The organism is Sphingomonas sp. Leaf62 (assembly GCF_001421915.1).
Taxonomy (GTDB): Bacteria; Pseudomonadota; Alphaproteobacteria; order Sphingomonadales; family Sphingomonadaceae; genus Sphingomonas.
The window spans coordinates 11,990-26,918 of sequence record NZ_LMLN01000001.1 but is presented as its reverse complement, the minus strand read 5'-3'; the positions used below and the strand labels follow the sequence as shown (position 1 = coordinate 26,918).

General features: G+C 65.9%; 12 protein-coding genes. 5 read left to right on the top strand and 7 right to left on the bottom strand.

Annotated features, from left to right (window positions below):
* Positions 1-21: 21 nt before the first annotated feature.
* A complete protein-coding gene (locus ASE91_RS00110) occupies positions 22-453 on the bottom strand; it encodes a DUF488 domain-containing protein (protein WP_056003706.1) in 432 nt (143 codons plus the stop codon).
* Positions 454-557: 104 nt separating this feature from the next.
* Between ASE91_RS00110 and trmFO the strand changes: the two genes are divergently transcribed.
* Positions 558-1,883 carry a methylenetetrahydrofolate--tRNA-(uracil(54)-C(5))-methyltransferase (FADH(2)-oxidizing) TrmFO gene (gene trmFO / locus ASE91_RS00105; protein WP_056621639.1) on the top strand — a complete coding sequence of 442 codons (1,326 nt, stop codon included), beginning with the start codon at positions 558-560 and terminating at the stop codon, positions 1,881-1,883.
* Here the strand turns inward: trmFO and ASE91_RS00100 are convergent.
* The 4 genes from ASE91_RS00100 to ASE91_RS00085 are packed head-to-tail and all read right to left on the bottom strand — an operon-like array spanning position 1,870 to position 6,195.
* A complete protein-coding gene (locus ASE91_RS00100; RefSeq protein WP_056621637.1) occupies positions 1,870-2,121 on the bottom strand; it encodes a DUF3325 family protein in 252 nt (83 codons plus the stop codon). The two genes, trmFO and ASE91_RS00100, sit on opposite strands and share 14 nt — an antisense overlap.
* Positions 2,118-3,704 (bottom strand): PepSY-associated TM helix domain-containing protein, encoded by a 1,587-nt coding sequence (locus ASE91_RS00095; RefSeq protein WP_056621636.1) that lies wholly within the window; start codon positions 3,702-3,704, stop codon positions 2,118-2,120. Before ASE91_RS00095 ends, ASE91_RS00100 begins: the two co-directional genes overlap by 4 nt.
* Positions 3,701-4,015 carry a hypothetical protein gene (locus ASE91_RS00090; RefSeq protein ID WP_056621634.1) on the bottom strand — a complete coding sequence of 105 codons (315 nt, stop codon included), beginning with the start codon at positions 4,013-4,015 and terminating at the stop codon, positions 3,701-3,703. Before ASE91_RS00090 ends, ASE91_RS00095 begins: the two co-directional genes overlap by 4 nt.
* Positions 4,012-6,195 (bottom strand): TonB-dependent siderophore receptor, encoded by a 2,184-nt coding sequence (locus ASE91_RS00085; RefSeq protein ID WP_235530200.1) that lies wholly within the window; start codon positions 6,193-6,195, stop codon positions 4,012-4,014. The genes ASE91_RS00090 and ASE91_RS00085 overlap by 4 nt, the downstream gene beginning before the upstream one ends.
* Before the next feature lie 191 nt (positions 6,196-6,386).
* On the opposite strand from ASE91_RS00085, the gene ASE91_RS00080 reads away from it, so the two are divergent.
* Positions 6,387-7,013 carry a nickel uptake transporter family protein gene (locus tag ASE91_RS00080; RefSeq protein ID WP_056621632.1) on the top strand — a complete coding sequence of 209 codons (627 nt, stop codon included), beginning with the start codon at positions 6,387-6,389 and terminating at the stop codon, positions 7,011-7,013.
* A 42-nt stretch (positions 7,014-7,055) separates the two neighbouring features.
* Here ASE91_RS00080 and ASE91_RS00075 read toward each other — a convergent pair whose 3' ends face one another.
* The gene (locus tag ASE91_RS00075) at positions 7,056-9,014 is read right to left on the bottom strand and encodes a sialate O-acetylesterase (protein ID WP_082453727.1); all 1,959 of its coding nucleotides are present in this window, start codon (positions 9,012-9,014) and stop codon (positions 7,056-7,058) included.
* A 107-nt stretch (positions 9,015-9,121) separates the two neighbouring features.
* Entirely contained in the window at positions 9,122-9,901 is a 780-nt protein-coding gene (locus tag ASE91_RS00070) for a FadR/GntR family transcriptional regulator (RefSeq protein ID WP_082453726.1), read from the bottom strand.
* Between the two features lie 282 nt (positions 9,902-10,183).
* On the opposite strand from ASE91_RS00070, the gene ASE91_RS00065 reads away from it, so the two are divergent.
* The 3 genes from ASE91_RS00065 (at position 10,184) to ASE91_RS00055 (ending at position 14,863) form a co-directional block, all read left to right on the top strand.
* Positions 10,184-11,746 (top strand): glycoside hydrolase family 43 protein, encoded by a 1,563-nt coding sequence (locus tag ASE91_RS00065; protein WP_056621628.1) that lies wholly within the window; start codon positions 10,184-10,186, stop codon positions 11,744-11,746.
* 97 nt (positions 11,747-11,843) lie between these two features.
* On the top strand, positions 11,844-13,193 hold the full coding sequence (locus ASE91_RS00060) for a glycoside hydrolase family 27 protein (RefSeq protein WP_056621626.1): 1,350 nt from the start codon (positions 11,844-11,846) through the stop codon (positions 13,191-13,193).
* 29 nt (positions 13,194-13,222) lie between these two features.
* Positions 13,223-14,863, top strand: a complete 1,641-nt coding sequence (locus ASE91_RS00055; protein WP_056621624.1) for a glycoside hydrolase family 43 protein — start codon at positions 13,223-13,225, stop codon at positions 14,861-14,863.
* The last annotated feature ends 66 nt before the right edge of the window (positions 14,864-14,929 follow it).

Below are 14,929 nucleotides of genomic sequence, written 5' to 3'. Positions count from 1 at the left end.
CCTCCCCGCGCCGGGGAGAAATTACGCGTAAAGTTCCACGACCTCCGCCCCCTGCCCGACCGCTGCGAGCAATAAGGTCCGGTGGCAATGCGCCGGTTCGCGCTCGAAGCACAACAGGGCCGACGGCATTTCGGCAGCCAGCCCGAGCATGATCGCCGCCTGTGCCTGCGCTTCGGGTAGTTCGAGTTGTTCGTCATACACCGCACGAAGCGTGGCGACGTCGCCCTTCTTCGCGGCGTCGCGCCCGCGTTTGGGCGTACCGAGTGCCTTCAGATGCACATAATCGATCGCGTGCGTCGACAGTTCGGCCGCGAGCGACGATTTCGAAAAGCCCGGCCGTCGCGACAAGGGCAGCGCGCGCACGTCGATGACCCGCCGCACTCCCGCCGCCTGCAACGCCGCCACGAATTCGGCCATGGTTACTGCCTCATAGCCGATGGTGTAGATTTTCATGCGCCTTCCCTTCGTCGTACGCCACCAACGCATAACCCAAGAAAACGACGGCCCGTTTCGTACGTTCATTGCCGGTTGGGCTTGTGCGGCCTAGACGCCCTGACATGGAGTATGACGTTCACATCATCGGCGGCGGCCTCGCCGGGTCCGAGGCCGCGTGGCAACTGGCAGAGGCCGGCGCGAAGGTCCGCCTGTCTGAAATGCGGGGTGGTGGCGACAGCACCCCTGCGCATCAGGGGGACGATCTCGCCGAACTGGTCTGTTCGAACAGCTTCCGGTCCGACGATGCCGAATCGAATGCGGTCGGGCTGCTGCATGCCGAGATGCGAGCGCTCGGCTCGCTCATCATGACCAAGGGCGACGAACACAAGGTGCCGGCCGGGTCCGCACTGGCGGTCGATCGCGACGGTTTTTCGGCGGGCGTCACCGCCGCGTTGTCGGCGCACCCGAACATTACCATCGTCCGCGAACGGATCGACACCCTGCCCGACAGCGGCATGACGATCGTCGCCACCGGCCCGCTGACCGCCGCCGGTCTGGCCGGCGATATCGGCAGCGCGACGGGGGCGGAGGCGCTCGCCTTTTTCGACGCGATCGCGCCGATCGTGCACCGCGATTCGATCGACCTCGATCAGGCTTGGTTCCAGAGCCGCTGGAACAAGGGCGACGGCAAGGATTACATCAACTGCGCGATGAACCGCGAGCAGTATGAAGCCTTTCACGCCGGGCTGATGGCGGCGGAAAAGGCCGAGTTCCGCGAATGGGAGAACGTCCCCTATTTCGAAGGCTGCATGCCGATCGAGGTGATGGCCGAACGCGGGCTGGATACGTTGCGCTTCGGGCCGATGAAGCCGGTCGGGCTGGACGATCCGCGCACGGGCCGCTGGCCACATGCCGTGGTGCAGCTGCGACAGGACAATGCGTCGGGCACGTTGTGGAACATCGTCGGGTTCCAGACCAAGCTGAAACATGGCGAACAGGTCCGGCTGTTCCGCACCATTCCCGGCCTCGAGAATGCCGAGTTCGCCCGGTTGGGCGGGCTGCATCGCAATACGTTCATCCGCTCGCCCGAGCTGCTCGACGAAACGCTGCGACTAAAGGCGCGGCCGCATCTGCGCTTCGCCGGGCAGATGACGGGATGCGAGGGCTATGTCGAAAGTGCCGCGGTCGGGCTGTTGGCCGGGCGCTTCGCCGCCGCCGAGCTGGCCGGGCGCAGTGTCGCGCCGCCGCCGGTCGAAACGGCGATGGGGGCGTTGCTGCACCACATCACCGGCGCGGCGGTGGCAGAGACCTATCAGCCGATGAACGTCAATTTCGGACTGATGCCGCCGATCCCCGGCCGTACCAAGAAGGCGGACCGGAAAAAGATGTACACGGCGCGCGCCCGCGACGCGTTCGAACCGTGGGCGAGCGCGCTTACGGTCGGGTGAGGTTGAGCGCGAGGAAACTCGCGCCCGCCCCCAGCATCAGCAGGCCGGTACCGCCGATCGCGCCGTACACCGGCCCCCACGCCGCAAATGCGGCGAGGAAGGTCGCGGCGACCAGCGCCCAGCCGCCACGCCGTCGCCAGCGCCGGTCGATCCCCTCCCAGCGGCTGCGATGCCGCTCGCTGGCAAGCGCCAGCAGCGCGAAAGCGGCGAGTGCGCTCAACATTGCGATCAGGATCATTCGGCGGGTGCCCAGCTTGTAGTGTCGATCGGCGATGCGGTCCGGACGGCACGCCGCCGCACCGTCGGACGGAAGCGGTGAACGCGCCACGCCGCGAAGCCGAAGCCCATGCCCAGCGCTAGGAACGTCAGGTCGGCCCCGGCCAGTACCCAGTCGCCGCGCGCGATCGTTGCCGGAAGTCCGGTCGGCAGCGCTGCCATATTGTAGAGCGGGAGGGCGATCAGCAGCGCCGCCTGCAACGTCAGCATTTCGACCCATGCGCGTGCCGGTTTCCGTGCCAGGGCGTAGAGGAACAGCGCCGCCCAGCCGGCGAACATGACGTTGACCTCGGCATCGGCCCGGCCCGCTGCACCGACCGGCAGCAACCGGTTGGCCCAAAGATACAGCGTCATCGCGATCGGGAAGCCAGCGACGAACCCGACATTCAGCCGCTCGACCAGCCGGAACCCGAAATGCGGCCGGGCGGGATCGGGTAGCCGCTCGCGCCGCTTGACGGTCCACAGCACCAGCCCGCTCGCGACCATCAGTGACCCGGCGATGCCGCACAGGAAATACAGCCAGCGCATCGGATAGTCGCCGAACCGCCCGGCATGCAGCCCGACCATCACCCCCTGCGTCTCGACCGCGCCGCCCGGGGGCGGTGCCTGCCACACCAGCCGCCCGGTAACGCCGTCATAGGCGATGGCAGGCGTTCGCGCCGACAGCATCGACGTTCCCGACCGGGTCAGCGTGATCCGTGCGGCGGCATCGCCAGGATTGAAGACGGTGATATAGCCGATCTCGCCGCCCACGCGGCGCTCGGCATCGCGCAGCACCGTGCCGAGATCGATCAACGGTACGGGACGCTCGGTTCGTTCGGCCGTCGGCGCTTCGGGGAAGACTGCGGCGTAGAGCTTGGCGGGATCGTCGTAATGGGCGACGATCGCCCATGGCATCAGCATCGCGATCAGCGTGACCAGCCCGGTATAGGTAATCATCAGGTGGAACGGCAACGCCAGCACCGCGCTGGCATTATGGCCATCCAGCCACGACCGCTGGCCCTTGCCCCGCCGCAGGGTGAAGAAATCGCGGAAAATCTTTTTGTGGGTGACGATGCCGGTAAGGATCGCGACCAGCATGAACATCGCGGCGATGCCGACCAGCCAGCGCGCCCACAGCACCGGCACGTAGTGCAGATCGAAGTGGAACCGGTAGAAGAAGTCGCCGCCACGCGTATCCCGCGTGGTCCCCTCCTGCCCGTCGCTGCCGATGAAGGCGCGGGTGTCGCGGCGTCCGCGGCGGCGTTGCTCACCGGGCTTGGCCTGCGGTACCCAGAAGACATCGCCGCCCGCGCTCTGCGCGCTCGGCACGGTGATGAACCAGCTTTGCGCATCGGGCGCTTTACGCGTCAGAAACGCGACGGCCCCATCCACAACGCGTTCGCGGCTGGCGATCGGGGCCAGTTCGGGTCGCGCCCAGCGGTTCAGCGCCTCCCGCCAATAGGCCGAGGTGCCAGCCACGAAGATCGCGAACAATAGCCAGCCAAGCAACAGGCCCGACCAGGTATGCAGCGTCGATTGCGACTGGCGAAACCCCTTGCTCATACCCGCCCCCACACCGCGATCGATCCCCAGGTGATCGCCCCTGCGATGCCACCCGCCATCACGAGCGTCCACAGCGCCCGCCAGCCGCTACGCGCGGCATAGGCCCACATCACCGCCAGTCCGCACAGCAGCAGTGCGAACAGCGCCGCCGCCATCGTCGTCTGTACCGGATCGCCCGGCAGAATCCGGGCCAGCGCCATCGCCCACAGGCTGGCGACGGCATAGCCGACCGGCATCGCCGCGATCAGCCGCAGCGCATTGTCGCCCAGCCGCCGCCAGAGGATGTGCCGTCCCGGCGTGGTCGCACTCATGGAAAGGTCAACCGGACACTGGCGAACACCGTGCGCGGGCTGCCATAATAATTGCCGCGCCCGGTCGAGGAAATACGGGCGTAATAGATGCGGTCGAACAGGTTGTTGACGTTCAGTGCCAACGACAGATTGTCATTGATGCGATATCCGGCGCGAAGATCGGCGACGGCATAGCTCCCTTGCCGCACGATCGTCGACGCCGTGCGCAGCGTACCGTTGGCGTTGAAGGCGGGTGGGTTGCCGCTCCACGTGCTGTCGAACCATGTGACACCTGCCCCGACACTGGCACCGGCCAGCGGGCCGTCGCCAGCCTCATAGTTGGTGAACAGCTTGACCATATGGTCCGGGATGACCGGCAACAGGCTCAACCCCTCCAGCACCGGATTGGCATCCTCCAGATATTTGGTCCGGGTAAAGGTATAACCGCCGTTGACGCGCCAGCCGGGAAGGATTTCGCCACTCGCCTCCGCCTCGATCCCCCGCGCACGAACCTTGCCGATCTGATAGGTCAGTGTCGGTTCGTCGGGATCGTTGAACAGGCGGTTACGCTGCGTGATCTGGTACACCGCCGCCGACAGCAGCAGGCGTTTGTCCATCAACGACAGCTTGGTGCCGGCCTCATATTGATCGCCGACCAGCGGCTGGATCGCGCCGCCGCCGGGCAGGCTGCGGCCGACCGGTGGCGCCTGCGGCGTGAAGCTGTCGGCGTAGCTGGCATAGAGGTTCAGGTCGTCGGTGACGTCCCATACCACCCCGGCATAGGGGGTGAAGCGTTCGTCGAAGCTGTAGCGGGTCGGCAGCGGGATCGCACCGGTCGCCACGCGCGTGGTGGTAACGGTCGTGTCCCACCACGTCATGCGACCGCCGCCAACCAGCGTCAGTCCCTTTACCGGGCTCAGCCGCATCTGTCCGTACAGGCCATATTGCTCGACCTCGGTCTCCGATCCGCCGAATACCTGCGTCACCGGCCCGTTCGGTCCCTGAAACGCGGGCAGCGGACCATAGGGGTCGAGCGGCGGTTCGGCGGGCGATACGGGGTTGAAGACGTTGATCCGCGCATAGTTGGACAAACGGGTAAAGTCCGACGTCGCCGAACTCGCCTGATAATCTGCGCCCAGGATCAGGGTCTGGTCGCGTCCAAACGCGGGAAAGCTGCCGACGCCGTTGAAATCGAACGAGCGCGTCTGCATCGCACTGTCGCCGCGATAGGCGATGTGGTTGGTGGTACCGCCATTGGCCGGCGTCACCGGCTGGTTGCCGATATAGCTGTAGATGTCGATGCGATCGACATCGGTCAGCAGGCCCGTGGCACGCAGCGTCCAGCGGTCGCTGACCCGATGCGCGAGTTCGACGAAGCCCGACCAGCTTTCCGACCGGAACCGGTTCCAGTCGGCACCGAGATAGGTCGAGCGATCGACATCGAGCAATCGTCCGTCGCTGCCGTTCGCGCCGCCGACAACGCCCGGCAGCCCCGACTGGATCGCCGGTTTGAACAGATCGTAATTGCCGCCGACGGTCAGGGTCGTATTCTCGCCGACCTCGGTATCCGCCACGGCGAAGGCGGTGAAGCGGTAGCGGTGGGCAATGTCGAAGAACTGATCCTGGTCCTGCGCCATCACGCCCAGCCGCAGGCCGGAGCGATCATCCAGCGGTGTCGACACGTCGACCTCACCCCGGAAATTCCGGAAGCTGCCATAGCCCGCCATGGCGCTGACCTCGAAACGGTCGAGCGGTCGTTTGCGGACCAGATTGATGCTGCCCGCCGGATTGCCCGCCCCGCTGAATAGCCCGGCCGGTCCGCGCAACACCTCGACCCGGTCGTACAGGAACAGGTCGGGCACGACCGCCGGAAAGGCGAACGCAAAGGTCGGCACGCCGTCGACAAGGTAGTTGTTGATGGTGAAGCCGCGCGACAGGTAGGACGGATCCTCGCTGCTGATCCCGGTGACGGTCACGCCGTTGGTGACAGTGAGAGCGTCCTCAAGGGTGAACAGGTTGCGCTGCTGCAACTGCACCTGATCGATCACGGTAACGGTGTTCGGCACGTCCTTCAGCGGGGTGACGGTCTTGCCGACCGCCTGCCCATAGCTTTTGCCGACCACCAGAATGTCATCGCCACGTTGCGCGTCCGTTTCCTCATCCGCCGGCAGGACCGGTTCGGCCATTGCGGGAGCTGCCATCACCAGCGCCAACATTCCCACCAGCCTCATCGTGCGTACCGGATGCACCATCATTCCCCCTTTGCGAGTCATTTGCAATACGATGCCACCTAACCGTAAGAAACGGACAATGCAACGCTATTGCGACCTACTCGCATTACACCTATGAGCCGTGGTGCTGGCACCAAACGCCGGCGATCGGGAGAAAAGTTATGCGCGTGCTGACCCTTATCCTCGCTTTGGCGCTACCCTCGCTGGCGGAAGCGCACGAAGTCTGGGTAGAACGTGACGGCAACGGCCCGGCGCGCATCTACCTTGGTGAACCTGCCGAAGCCTTGCCACCGGGTGGCGATCCGGAGTTCAAGCGGCTTGTCGTGCCGAAGATCGTTGGACAGACCAACGCCAAGCTACAACGCAGGGCTGGCTTTCTCGAAGCGGATCTGCCCGCAGGCGATGTCCGCGTGATCGACAATTCGGTGTTCGCGCCATGGGGCGAAGACGGCGCGAAGGAGGGCGTAGCCTATTACGCACGCGCAGGTCGCGCGGACATCAAGACCCGGATGCCGTACGAGATCGCGCCGTTGACCGCCGGCGACAATCGTTTCGCGCTGATCCGGAACGGCAAGCCGATCCCGGCCGCCAAGGTCACTGTCATCACGCCGGAGCGCAAAAGCGTCGAACTGACCGCCGACGCCAATGGCGCGGTAGCAGTGCCGGTGGCGGGTAAGGGTCGGTATCTGCTAACGGCCGCGCAGGTCGAAACCGGCAAGCTGCACGTTGCAGCCGGTCCGGTCGACAAGCTGCATCACATCGCGACGACCAGCTTCGTCGTTGACTGACGAAGCGGGCGGCGGGCGCAAATCCCCGCCGCCCCGCCCGCCTCAGCGCACCGGCAGTTCGAACGGGGCGGCCGGCAGGTCGGCTCCGTCGAACAGGTTGACGAACGGCGCATCGGCCCACGCATAGCGCACCGCCGTCATCTCCGGGCGACCCGCGCCGGGCAGCACGACCGAATCGCCCTGCACACGGCCGTCGACATAGCTGCAGGTCGCACCGGCGCATTGTTCGAAGCCGATCGCCCCTGCCCCGCCATAGCGTTGCAGTCCGCCGTTCACGTTGCGGAAGCGGACGACGATATCGCCCCCCTGCCGCACTGCTTCGGCCGCTTCCGGACCGCTGCGCAAGCCCGGCTGACCATAGGCGACGACCCGTGCCAGTCGGGCCAGCCGTTCGCCGATCACCGTCTTTTGCGCCGGATGGATGTCGAACCGGTCCCCGACATCGATCGTCACGGCCAGACCGGCATGGGCATCGGCGGCAACCGCCTGCGCCTGCGACTGGCGCAGCGCCGCCCAGCCGGACTCGCGCGGGGCGGTCGCCGGGGCGCCATAGCCGGTGAGCTGTACGACGAAGAAAGGCAGTTCGGGCGAGGCGAATGCCCGCCGCCAATCGGCCATCAACGTCGACATCAACCCGCGATAGGCCGCCGGCTGTCCGGTATTTGACTCCCCCTGATACCATGCCGCCAGCTTCAGACCGTAGGGTGCGATCGGCGCGATCATGCCGTTGTAGAGCGTGGTGAGACTGTTCGGGACGTCCCACGGCGCCGGGCCGACCGAACCGTCCTTCAACGCGGTGCCGATGCGGTACCGCCACGGTCCCGACAGCGGCACCGCACCGCCATCGGACAGACCGATCGTGCGGATGCTCATGTCGGTGAACCGTCCGTCCTTCTTCGCGCCGACCGCGCGGATCGCGATGACGTTGCGACCGGCGCGCAGCAACCCGGCGGGTACGCCATAGTTACGCCATGCCCAATCGACGCTCCCACCGCCGACGAAACGGCCGTTGAGATAGGTTTCGTCGTACCGACCGATCGGTCCCAGCCGCAATGTCTGCGCCGCCGCAACCTGTGCCGGGGTCAGGTCGACGGTCGTGCGAAGCCACACCACGCCGTCCAGCCGGTCGCGATCTGCGGCGGGCAACTGCTCATATTGCCCCGGCACCGTGCCCCAGCGGCGATCGTCATAGTCGGCCGCCCGAAACGCACGCTCGGTCCTCGCGGCGGGGTCGAGTGCTTCCCACGCCTTTTCGCGCCGCGCACCGTCCGCCGCCGTTGCCGCGGCCGGATCGCGATCGAACGTCGCGATGGCGTTCAGCCCATCGGTAAAGCCCGGCTGCGTCGCCAGCGCCGGGGCACTGATCCAGCTTTCGATTCGCGTACCGCCCCATTCGGAGGCGATGAACCCCATCGGCACCTTCTCGGTCCTGCGCAGCGAGCGGGCCATGAAATAGCAGACAGCCGATGCGTCGCCGATCGTTTCCGGGGTGACGCTGCGCCAGTCGACCCGCTTGGCAAGGTCGCCGGCGGGCGCGGTCTTGCTGCTGTCGGGGATCGTCGTGAACCGCAGCGACGCGTCATTGGCCGACGGGATCACGTCCAGTCCGGTCGCATGCTTGACCTGGAATTCCATGTTCGACTGTCCGCCGCACAGGAACACGTCGCCGATCAGGATGTCGGACAGTCGCTGCGCCGCCGTCGCGTTCCCGCCGCTGACCACCAGCACATAGGGGCCGCCGGCCTTCATCGCCGGCAATGTCGCCCGCCATTTGCCGTCGCTGCCGGTCTGCGCGGTGACGCTACGATCGTTCAGCCGGACCGTGACCGATGCGCCGGGCGCGGCACTGCCCCAGATCGCGATCGGTCGGTCACGTTGCAGGACCGCATGGTCGGCAAAGATGTTGGCGAGTGCCGGTGCCGTCGATTGGGCATGGGCCGATACCCCCCATGCCAGTGACACGACCACCGCGCAGATCGCCGAAGTCCGAACCGAACGCATAACCCCTCCCCGAATCATTGTGACCGCTACCATGCCGTAGTGGACAGGGACGCGCTACCGCGGCGTACGGACAATGCGCGGATGCGACCCTGCGGCAGAGGCTGCCTTCACATCGCGGTGCGGGTGTCCTCCAGTGCGAGCGATACCAGCAGGGTCATCGCATCTTCGGCCGCCTTGGGATCGCCGGCGACCACCGCCTCGAACACGCGGGAGTGATCGGGTACCGGGTCGCGGGGCAACGCTCGCTGGCGCTGTTTGAACTGCGTGGTCCAGTTGACGGCCGCGCCGATGCTGGCGCTGAGCGCGACGAATGTCTCGTTATGCGTGGCATAGATCAGCGCGTCGTGGAAATCGCGATCGGCGGCGCGCCCGGCTTCTGTGGCAAGCGTATGCCGCCGCATACCGCCCAGCGCCGCGCGCAACGCCTTGATATCCTCCTTGTCGCGCCGTTCCGCCGCCAGCCGCGCCACCGCCGGTTCGACGACCGCGCGAAGTTCGAACAACCCGCGGATGAACGACATGTTCGGCTCACCCTCGAACGCCCAGGCAAGGACCATCGGGTCGAGGAAGTTCCAGCGCCGGCGGGGCAGCACGCGCGTGCCGATCTTCGGGCGACTTTCGACCAGCCCCTTGGCGGTCAGGACCTGTACCGCTTCGCGATAGGCGCTGCGCGATACGTCGAGCGCCTCGGCATTGGCGACTTCGCCGGTCAGCAATTCGCCCGGTGCGATCCGGCCGGAAACGATTGCGGTGCCGAGATAATGGGCGACGGCGCCGCGCAGCCGCCGGCCCGAGCCCTTGCGTGCCGGCGCAGCGGCTTCGTCCAACGGCGGTTGGCCCGCGTTCTCGTCGATATCGGTCATGTCGATATCGTGCCCCGGTTCCATACTCACCGTACTTCCCTTGCCATCGGCGTCGACGTGGCGGCCGCCAGCGCGATGTATACGTAATGGGCCGCGGATCGATGCCGGATGAAATTTACAAACGATGCTACGGACCCGGACACCCGCCGTCAAATCACGGCCAAAACCGGCTCCTCCGGCACGCAGCAATTCCGAGCCACCGATACCAAGCGCAAGCTGTTAACGCTACCGCGAACGACATTGACGCGTTGCCGGCAACTGAATACCCAGACAAAAACGGCCGTAAGTCGCCGGAATGGGAGAGCGATGTTGGCGACCAGATCGATCCGGGTGGCGATGCTTGTGGTCAGCGCTGCTTTGGGCGGTACCGCGTCCGCACAGGTTTGGCGCGCCGATCAGGGCGATGGCAGCTATCGCAACCCCGTTTTCTACGCCGATTATCCCGATCCGGATATTATTCGCGTCGGCAGCGATTATTATTTCGTCACGACGACCTTCGCCAATGCGCCGGGCCTGACCCTGCTCCATTCGAAGGATCTGTTGAACTGGCAGGTCATCAGCCATGTCGTACCGCGCCTCGACGATCGACCCGAATATGCGCTGACCGACGGCAAGAACGCGTATCGGCGCGGACTGTTCGCTGCCAGCCTGCGCCATCATGCCGGCACCTTTTACATTGCCGTGACCCCGGTCGGACAGAATACCCGCATCTATCGCACCTGCGATCCACGCGGGACATGGACGATGAACGAACTCGACCGCGCGGCCTTCGATCCGGGCATGTTCATCGAGCCCGATGGCACCGGCTACATCGCGACCGCGATCGGTTCGGACGGCACGACCCGCCTGCTCAGGCTGGACCGCGATTTCCGAAGCGTGGTCGACGATCGCAAGATCCATTATAACGCCGGTGCCGAGGGATCGAAGATCATCCGGCGAGGCGGATATTATTACCTGTTCAATGCGATTCCCCGCCGACTGGGCCTGACGGTATCGCGCGCGCGCAGCCTGTATGGACCATGGGAAACCCGCCCGCAGATCGACGACAAAAGCGGCGGGCATCAGGGGGCGCTGGTCGATACGCCGGACGGGAAGTGGGTCGGCTTCGTGATGATCGATTCCGGATCGATCGGCCGGATGACGAACCTCAGCCCCATCTTCTGGCGCGACGACTGGCCTGTATGGGGAACGCCGGATGCACCCGACCGCGTACCCGATCGCGCCGAAAAGCCGATCAAGGGCTTCCCCTTCGTCGAGCCCGCCACCTCCGACGACTTCGGCGCGTCGAAACTGGGCCTGCAATGGCAGTGGAACCACAATCCGATCGACGATCGCTGGTCGCTGACCGAGCGCCCTGGCTATCTGCGGCTGCGCCCGACAAGGGCGGATGGGTTCTGGGCGGCGCGCAACACGCTGGTGCAAAAGGCACAGGGACCGCGCAGCCGGGCCGAGGTGAAGCTGGATATCGCCAACATCCGTCCCGGTGACCGCTGCGGGTTCGGCACCTTCGGCCAATACAGCGCGACACTGTCGGTAACACGCGCCGCCAACGGCGCGCCGTCGCTGGCGATGGAGGTACTCGAAAGCACCGAGGCCGGTCCCAGGACCGATCGACGTGTGGCGGCACAGCCGGTCGGCGGACGGGCACTGTGGATGGCAATGGACCTCGACTTCACGATCGATCGCGGACGGCTTTCCTACAGCAGCGATGGCAGACGCTGGCAGCCGATCGGTGGCGATTTCCCGCTGGCGTTCGCATGGCGGACGGGGACGTTTCAGGGGGAGCAGATGGCGATCTCCTGCTACAATCCGGCACCGAGCGCTGGCTTCCTCGATGTCGACAGCTTCACGCTGAAGGCCTCGAAATGAAGCGTCGGCCGCCGGGTGCGTTGCCGGCCGCCGCCTGCCCGTGACCTTCCCGGACGGCTGCTCGACAAATGATGACAACAGGCAAGGGGGACGGGGAATGACCATCGACGGGATCACACGGCGCGGACTGATCGGGGCGGCAGGCGCGGTCCCGATCGTCGCCGGCGCGGCACGGGCGACAGCGGCCCCTCGCGGCAAGCCGAGGCTGGCGCAGACCCCGCCGATGGGCTGGAACAGCTGGAACAGCTTCGCCACGACGATCACCGAAGCGCAGGCAATCGAAACGGCGCAGATCATGCGCGAAAAGCTGCTGCCAGTCGGCTATTCGATCTTCACCATCGACATCCAGTGGTACGAACCGGGCGCGACCGGCTATGCCTATCGCGCCGATGCAGTGCCGGTGCTCGACGGCTATGGCCGCTTGCAGCCCGATCCGAAGCGGTTTCCATCCGCCGCCAACGGCCGGGGTTTTCGCGCCATCGCCGATCAGGTCCATGCGATGGGGCTGCAATTCGGCATCCACCTAATGCGCGGCATCCCGCGCGAAGCGGTGCGCCGCAACCTGCCAATACTGGGCACCCGATACCGCGCGCAGGACATTGCCGACACGTCGAGCATCTGTTCGTGGAACAGCGACATGTACGGCGTCGACATGCGTCGTCCCGGTGCGCAGGCCTATTACGACAGCGTGTTCGCGCAATATGCCGACTGGGGCGTCGATCTGGTCAAGATGGACGATATGAGCCGCCCCTATGACGCCCACGCGCCGGAGATCGAGGCAGCGAGCGCGGCGATCGCGCGGTCGGGTCGCCCGATCCTGCTCAGTCTGTCGCCCGGAGAAACCCCGGTGGCGAACGGCGACCATGTCCGCGCCCATGCCCAGATGTGGCGGATCAGCGACGATTTCTGGGACGAATGGTCGCTGCTCGACGCGCAGTTCGTCCGGCTGGAAAACTGGCAGCGTTTCGCCGGCCCCGGCGGCTGGCCCGATGCCGACATGCTGCCGCTCGGCCGGCTGGCGCTGGGCCAGCGTGACACCAAATTCACGCCCGCCGAACAGCGTACGCTGATGACTTTATGGTCGATCGCCCGATCGCCGTTGATCATGGGCGGCGACCTTCGCCACCTCGATGCGCCGACGCTGGCGCTGCTGACCAATCCGGAAGTCATTGCGGTCAATCAGGCCAGCACCGCCAACCGCCCGTTGCAGGTACAGGACGGCATGCGTGCATGGACCGCAAGGGCAATGAATGGCGCGACCTATCTCGCCTTGTTCAATCCGGGTGAGAAGGCGCTGCGGCCGGGCGTCGATCTGCGCTGGTTGAACCTGAAAGGCCCTGTCCGGATCCGAGACCTGTGGGCGCGGCGCGATCTCGGCACGGCGGCGACGCGGGTCGAGGCCGACCTGCCGCCGCACGGTGCCGGGCTCTATCGCCTCGACGCCTGATCTTCCTCCCTTTCCGACAGGACGAACCGATGCTCCGAACGCTGATGACCGGGTTGGCGCTGGCCGCAAGCACCAGCGCCCTTGCCGAACCGGCGCGCTTCAGCCGCTTTATCTATGAAGGGCGCAGTGTCGAGCGGGCAACGCCCGGCCCCGACCAGTATCGCAACCCGATCCTGTCGGGCTATTATCCCGACCCGTCGATCACCCGCGTCGGCGACGACTATTATCTCGCGCTGTCGTCCTTCGCCCATTATCCGGGGCTGCCGATCTTTCATTCGAAGGATCTGGTCCACTGGACACAGATCGCCAACGCGATCAGCCGGCCCGAACAGCTGGATTTCACCGGTCGCCGTGTATCGGAGGCCGTGTTCGCGCCCGACATCTCGTATCACGACGGCACTTTCTACATCGTCAACACCTGCGTCGCGTGCAAAGGCAATTTCGTCATCACCGCGAAAGACCCGAAAGGGCCATGGTCGAACCCGATCTGGCTGCCGTTCGAAGGGATCGACCCTTCCATCTATTGGGAAGGCGACCGCGCGTATATCGTGAACAACCGTGCCCCGAACGAACCGCCGCGGTACGAGGGGCACCGCGCGATCTGGGTCCAGGAATATGACTGGCGCGCCGGCAAGATGGTCGGTGAATCGACTCAACTCATCAACGGCGGCGTCGACCTGACCAAGAAACCGGTATGGATCGAAGGGCCGCATATCTTCCGGAAAGACGGCTGGTATTATCTGACCGCGGCAGAGGGCGGCACCAGCGTCAACCATTCGCAGGTGGCGTTCCGCTCGAGAAACCTGCGTGGACCGTTCACCCCATGGAGCGGCAATCCGATCCTGACCCAGCGCGACCTGCCTGCCGACCGCAGCGATCCAGTATCGGCGGCGGGCCATGCCAAGCTGGTGCAGACCCGCGCCGGCGACTGGTGGGCGACGTTCCTCGCCGTGCGTCCCTATGGCGACGATTACTACAATATCGGGCGCGAGACGTTCCTGCTGCCGGTGACATGGAAGGATGGCTGGCCCACGATCCTCCCGCCCGGCCAGCGTGTCCCGTTCGTCGCCACCCGCCCGACGCTGCCGCGCCAGCCAGTGCCCAAACTGCCGACCAGCGGGGATTTCGGCTATGTCGACGAATTCGACGGCAAGGCGCTCGGCCTGCAATGGATCGGTGTCCGCACGCCCAAGACACCGGTGTATCGGCTGGCCGGCGGCGAGCTGCTGATCGACGGCGGCGCGCCGATCGGCGACCTGAACGGGGTGCCGGGCTTCGTCGGGCGGCGTCAGCAGCATCATATCGCGACGATCGCCACGACGGTCGCGTTCACGCCCCGGCAGGACGGCGACCGCGCCGGTCTGGCCGCGATCCAGAATGACGACTATTACCTGTTCTTCGGGCTTACCCGTCTGGCCGGCAAACGCGTCGTCGCGCTCTACACGCGGGCAAAGGGTGCGGAACGACTGGTCGCGTCGACCCCGATTGAGGGGGCCGCGCCGGTCACGCTGACCATCCGTGCGGACCGTGGCACGATGGCGTTCGATGTCGCGGCGGGGGGTAGGAAACAGACGTTGAAGCGCGACGTCGACGTCCGGTTCCTCAGCACGAAGATGGCCGGTGGCTTCGTCGGCACGGTCGTCGGGCCCTATGTCTGGCAGGCCAGATAACAGCGAATGGTGACCGGAGCGTCGGTTGGGCGCTCCGGTTTTCGAAGGACCGGTCCGGTAAGGCGC

Excerpts from the sequence above, each read along its gene's own strand:
- ASE91_RS00075 (WP_082453727.1), bottom strand. The coding sequence starts at position 9,014 with ATGCGTTCGGTTCGGACTTCGGCGATCTGCGCGGTGGTCGTGTCACTG.
- trmFO (WP_056621639.1), top strand. The coding sequence starts at position 558 with ATGGAGTATGACGTTCACATCATCGGCGGCGGCCTCGCCGGGTCCGAG.
- ASE91_RS00080 (WP_056621632.1), top strand. The coding sequence starts at position 6,387 with ATGCGCGTGCTGACCCTTATCCTCGCTTTGGCGCTACCCTCGCTGGCG.
- ASE91_RS00070 (WP_082453726.1), bottom strand. The coding sequence starts at position 9,901 with ATGGAACCGGGGCACGATATCGACATGACCGATATCGACGAGAACGCG.
- ASE91_RS00110 (WP_056003706.1), bottom strand. The coding sequence starts at position 453 with ATGAAAATCTACACCATCGGCTATGAGGCAGTAACCATGGCCGAATTC.
- ASE91_RS00095 (WP_056621636.1), bottom strand. The coding sequence starts at position 3,704 with ATGAGCAAGGGGTTTCGCCAGTCGCAATCGACGCTGCATACCTGGTCG.
- ASE91_RS00055 (WP_056621624.1), top strand. The coding sequence starts at position 13,223 with ATGCTCCGAACGCTGATGACCGGGTTGGCGCTGGCCGCAAGCACCAGC.
- ASE91_RS00100 (WP_056621637.1), bottom strand. The coding sequence starts at position 2,121 with ATGATCCTGATCGCAATGTTGAGCGCACTCGCCGCTTTCGCGCTGCTG.
- ASE91_RS00085 (WP_235530200.1), bottom strand. The coding sequence starts at position 6,195 with ATGGCAGCTCCCGCAATGGCCGAACCGGTCCTGCCGGCGGATGAGGAA.
- ASE91_RS00065 (WP_056621628.1), top strand. The coding sequence starts at position 10,184 with ATGTTGGCGACCAGATCGATCCGGGTGGCGATGCTTGTGGTCAGCGCT.
- ASE91_RS00060 (WP_056621626.1), top strand. The coding sequence starts at position 11,844 with ATGACCATCGACGGGATCACACGGCGCGGACTGATCGGGGCGGCAGGC.
- ASE91_RS00090 (WP_056621634.1), bottom strand. The coding sequence starts at position 4,015 with ATGAGTGCGACCACGCCGGGACGGCACATCCTCTGGCGGCGGCTGGGC.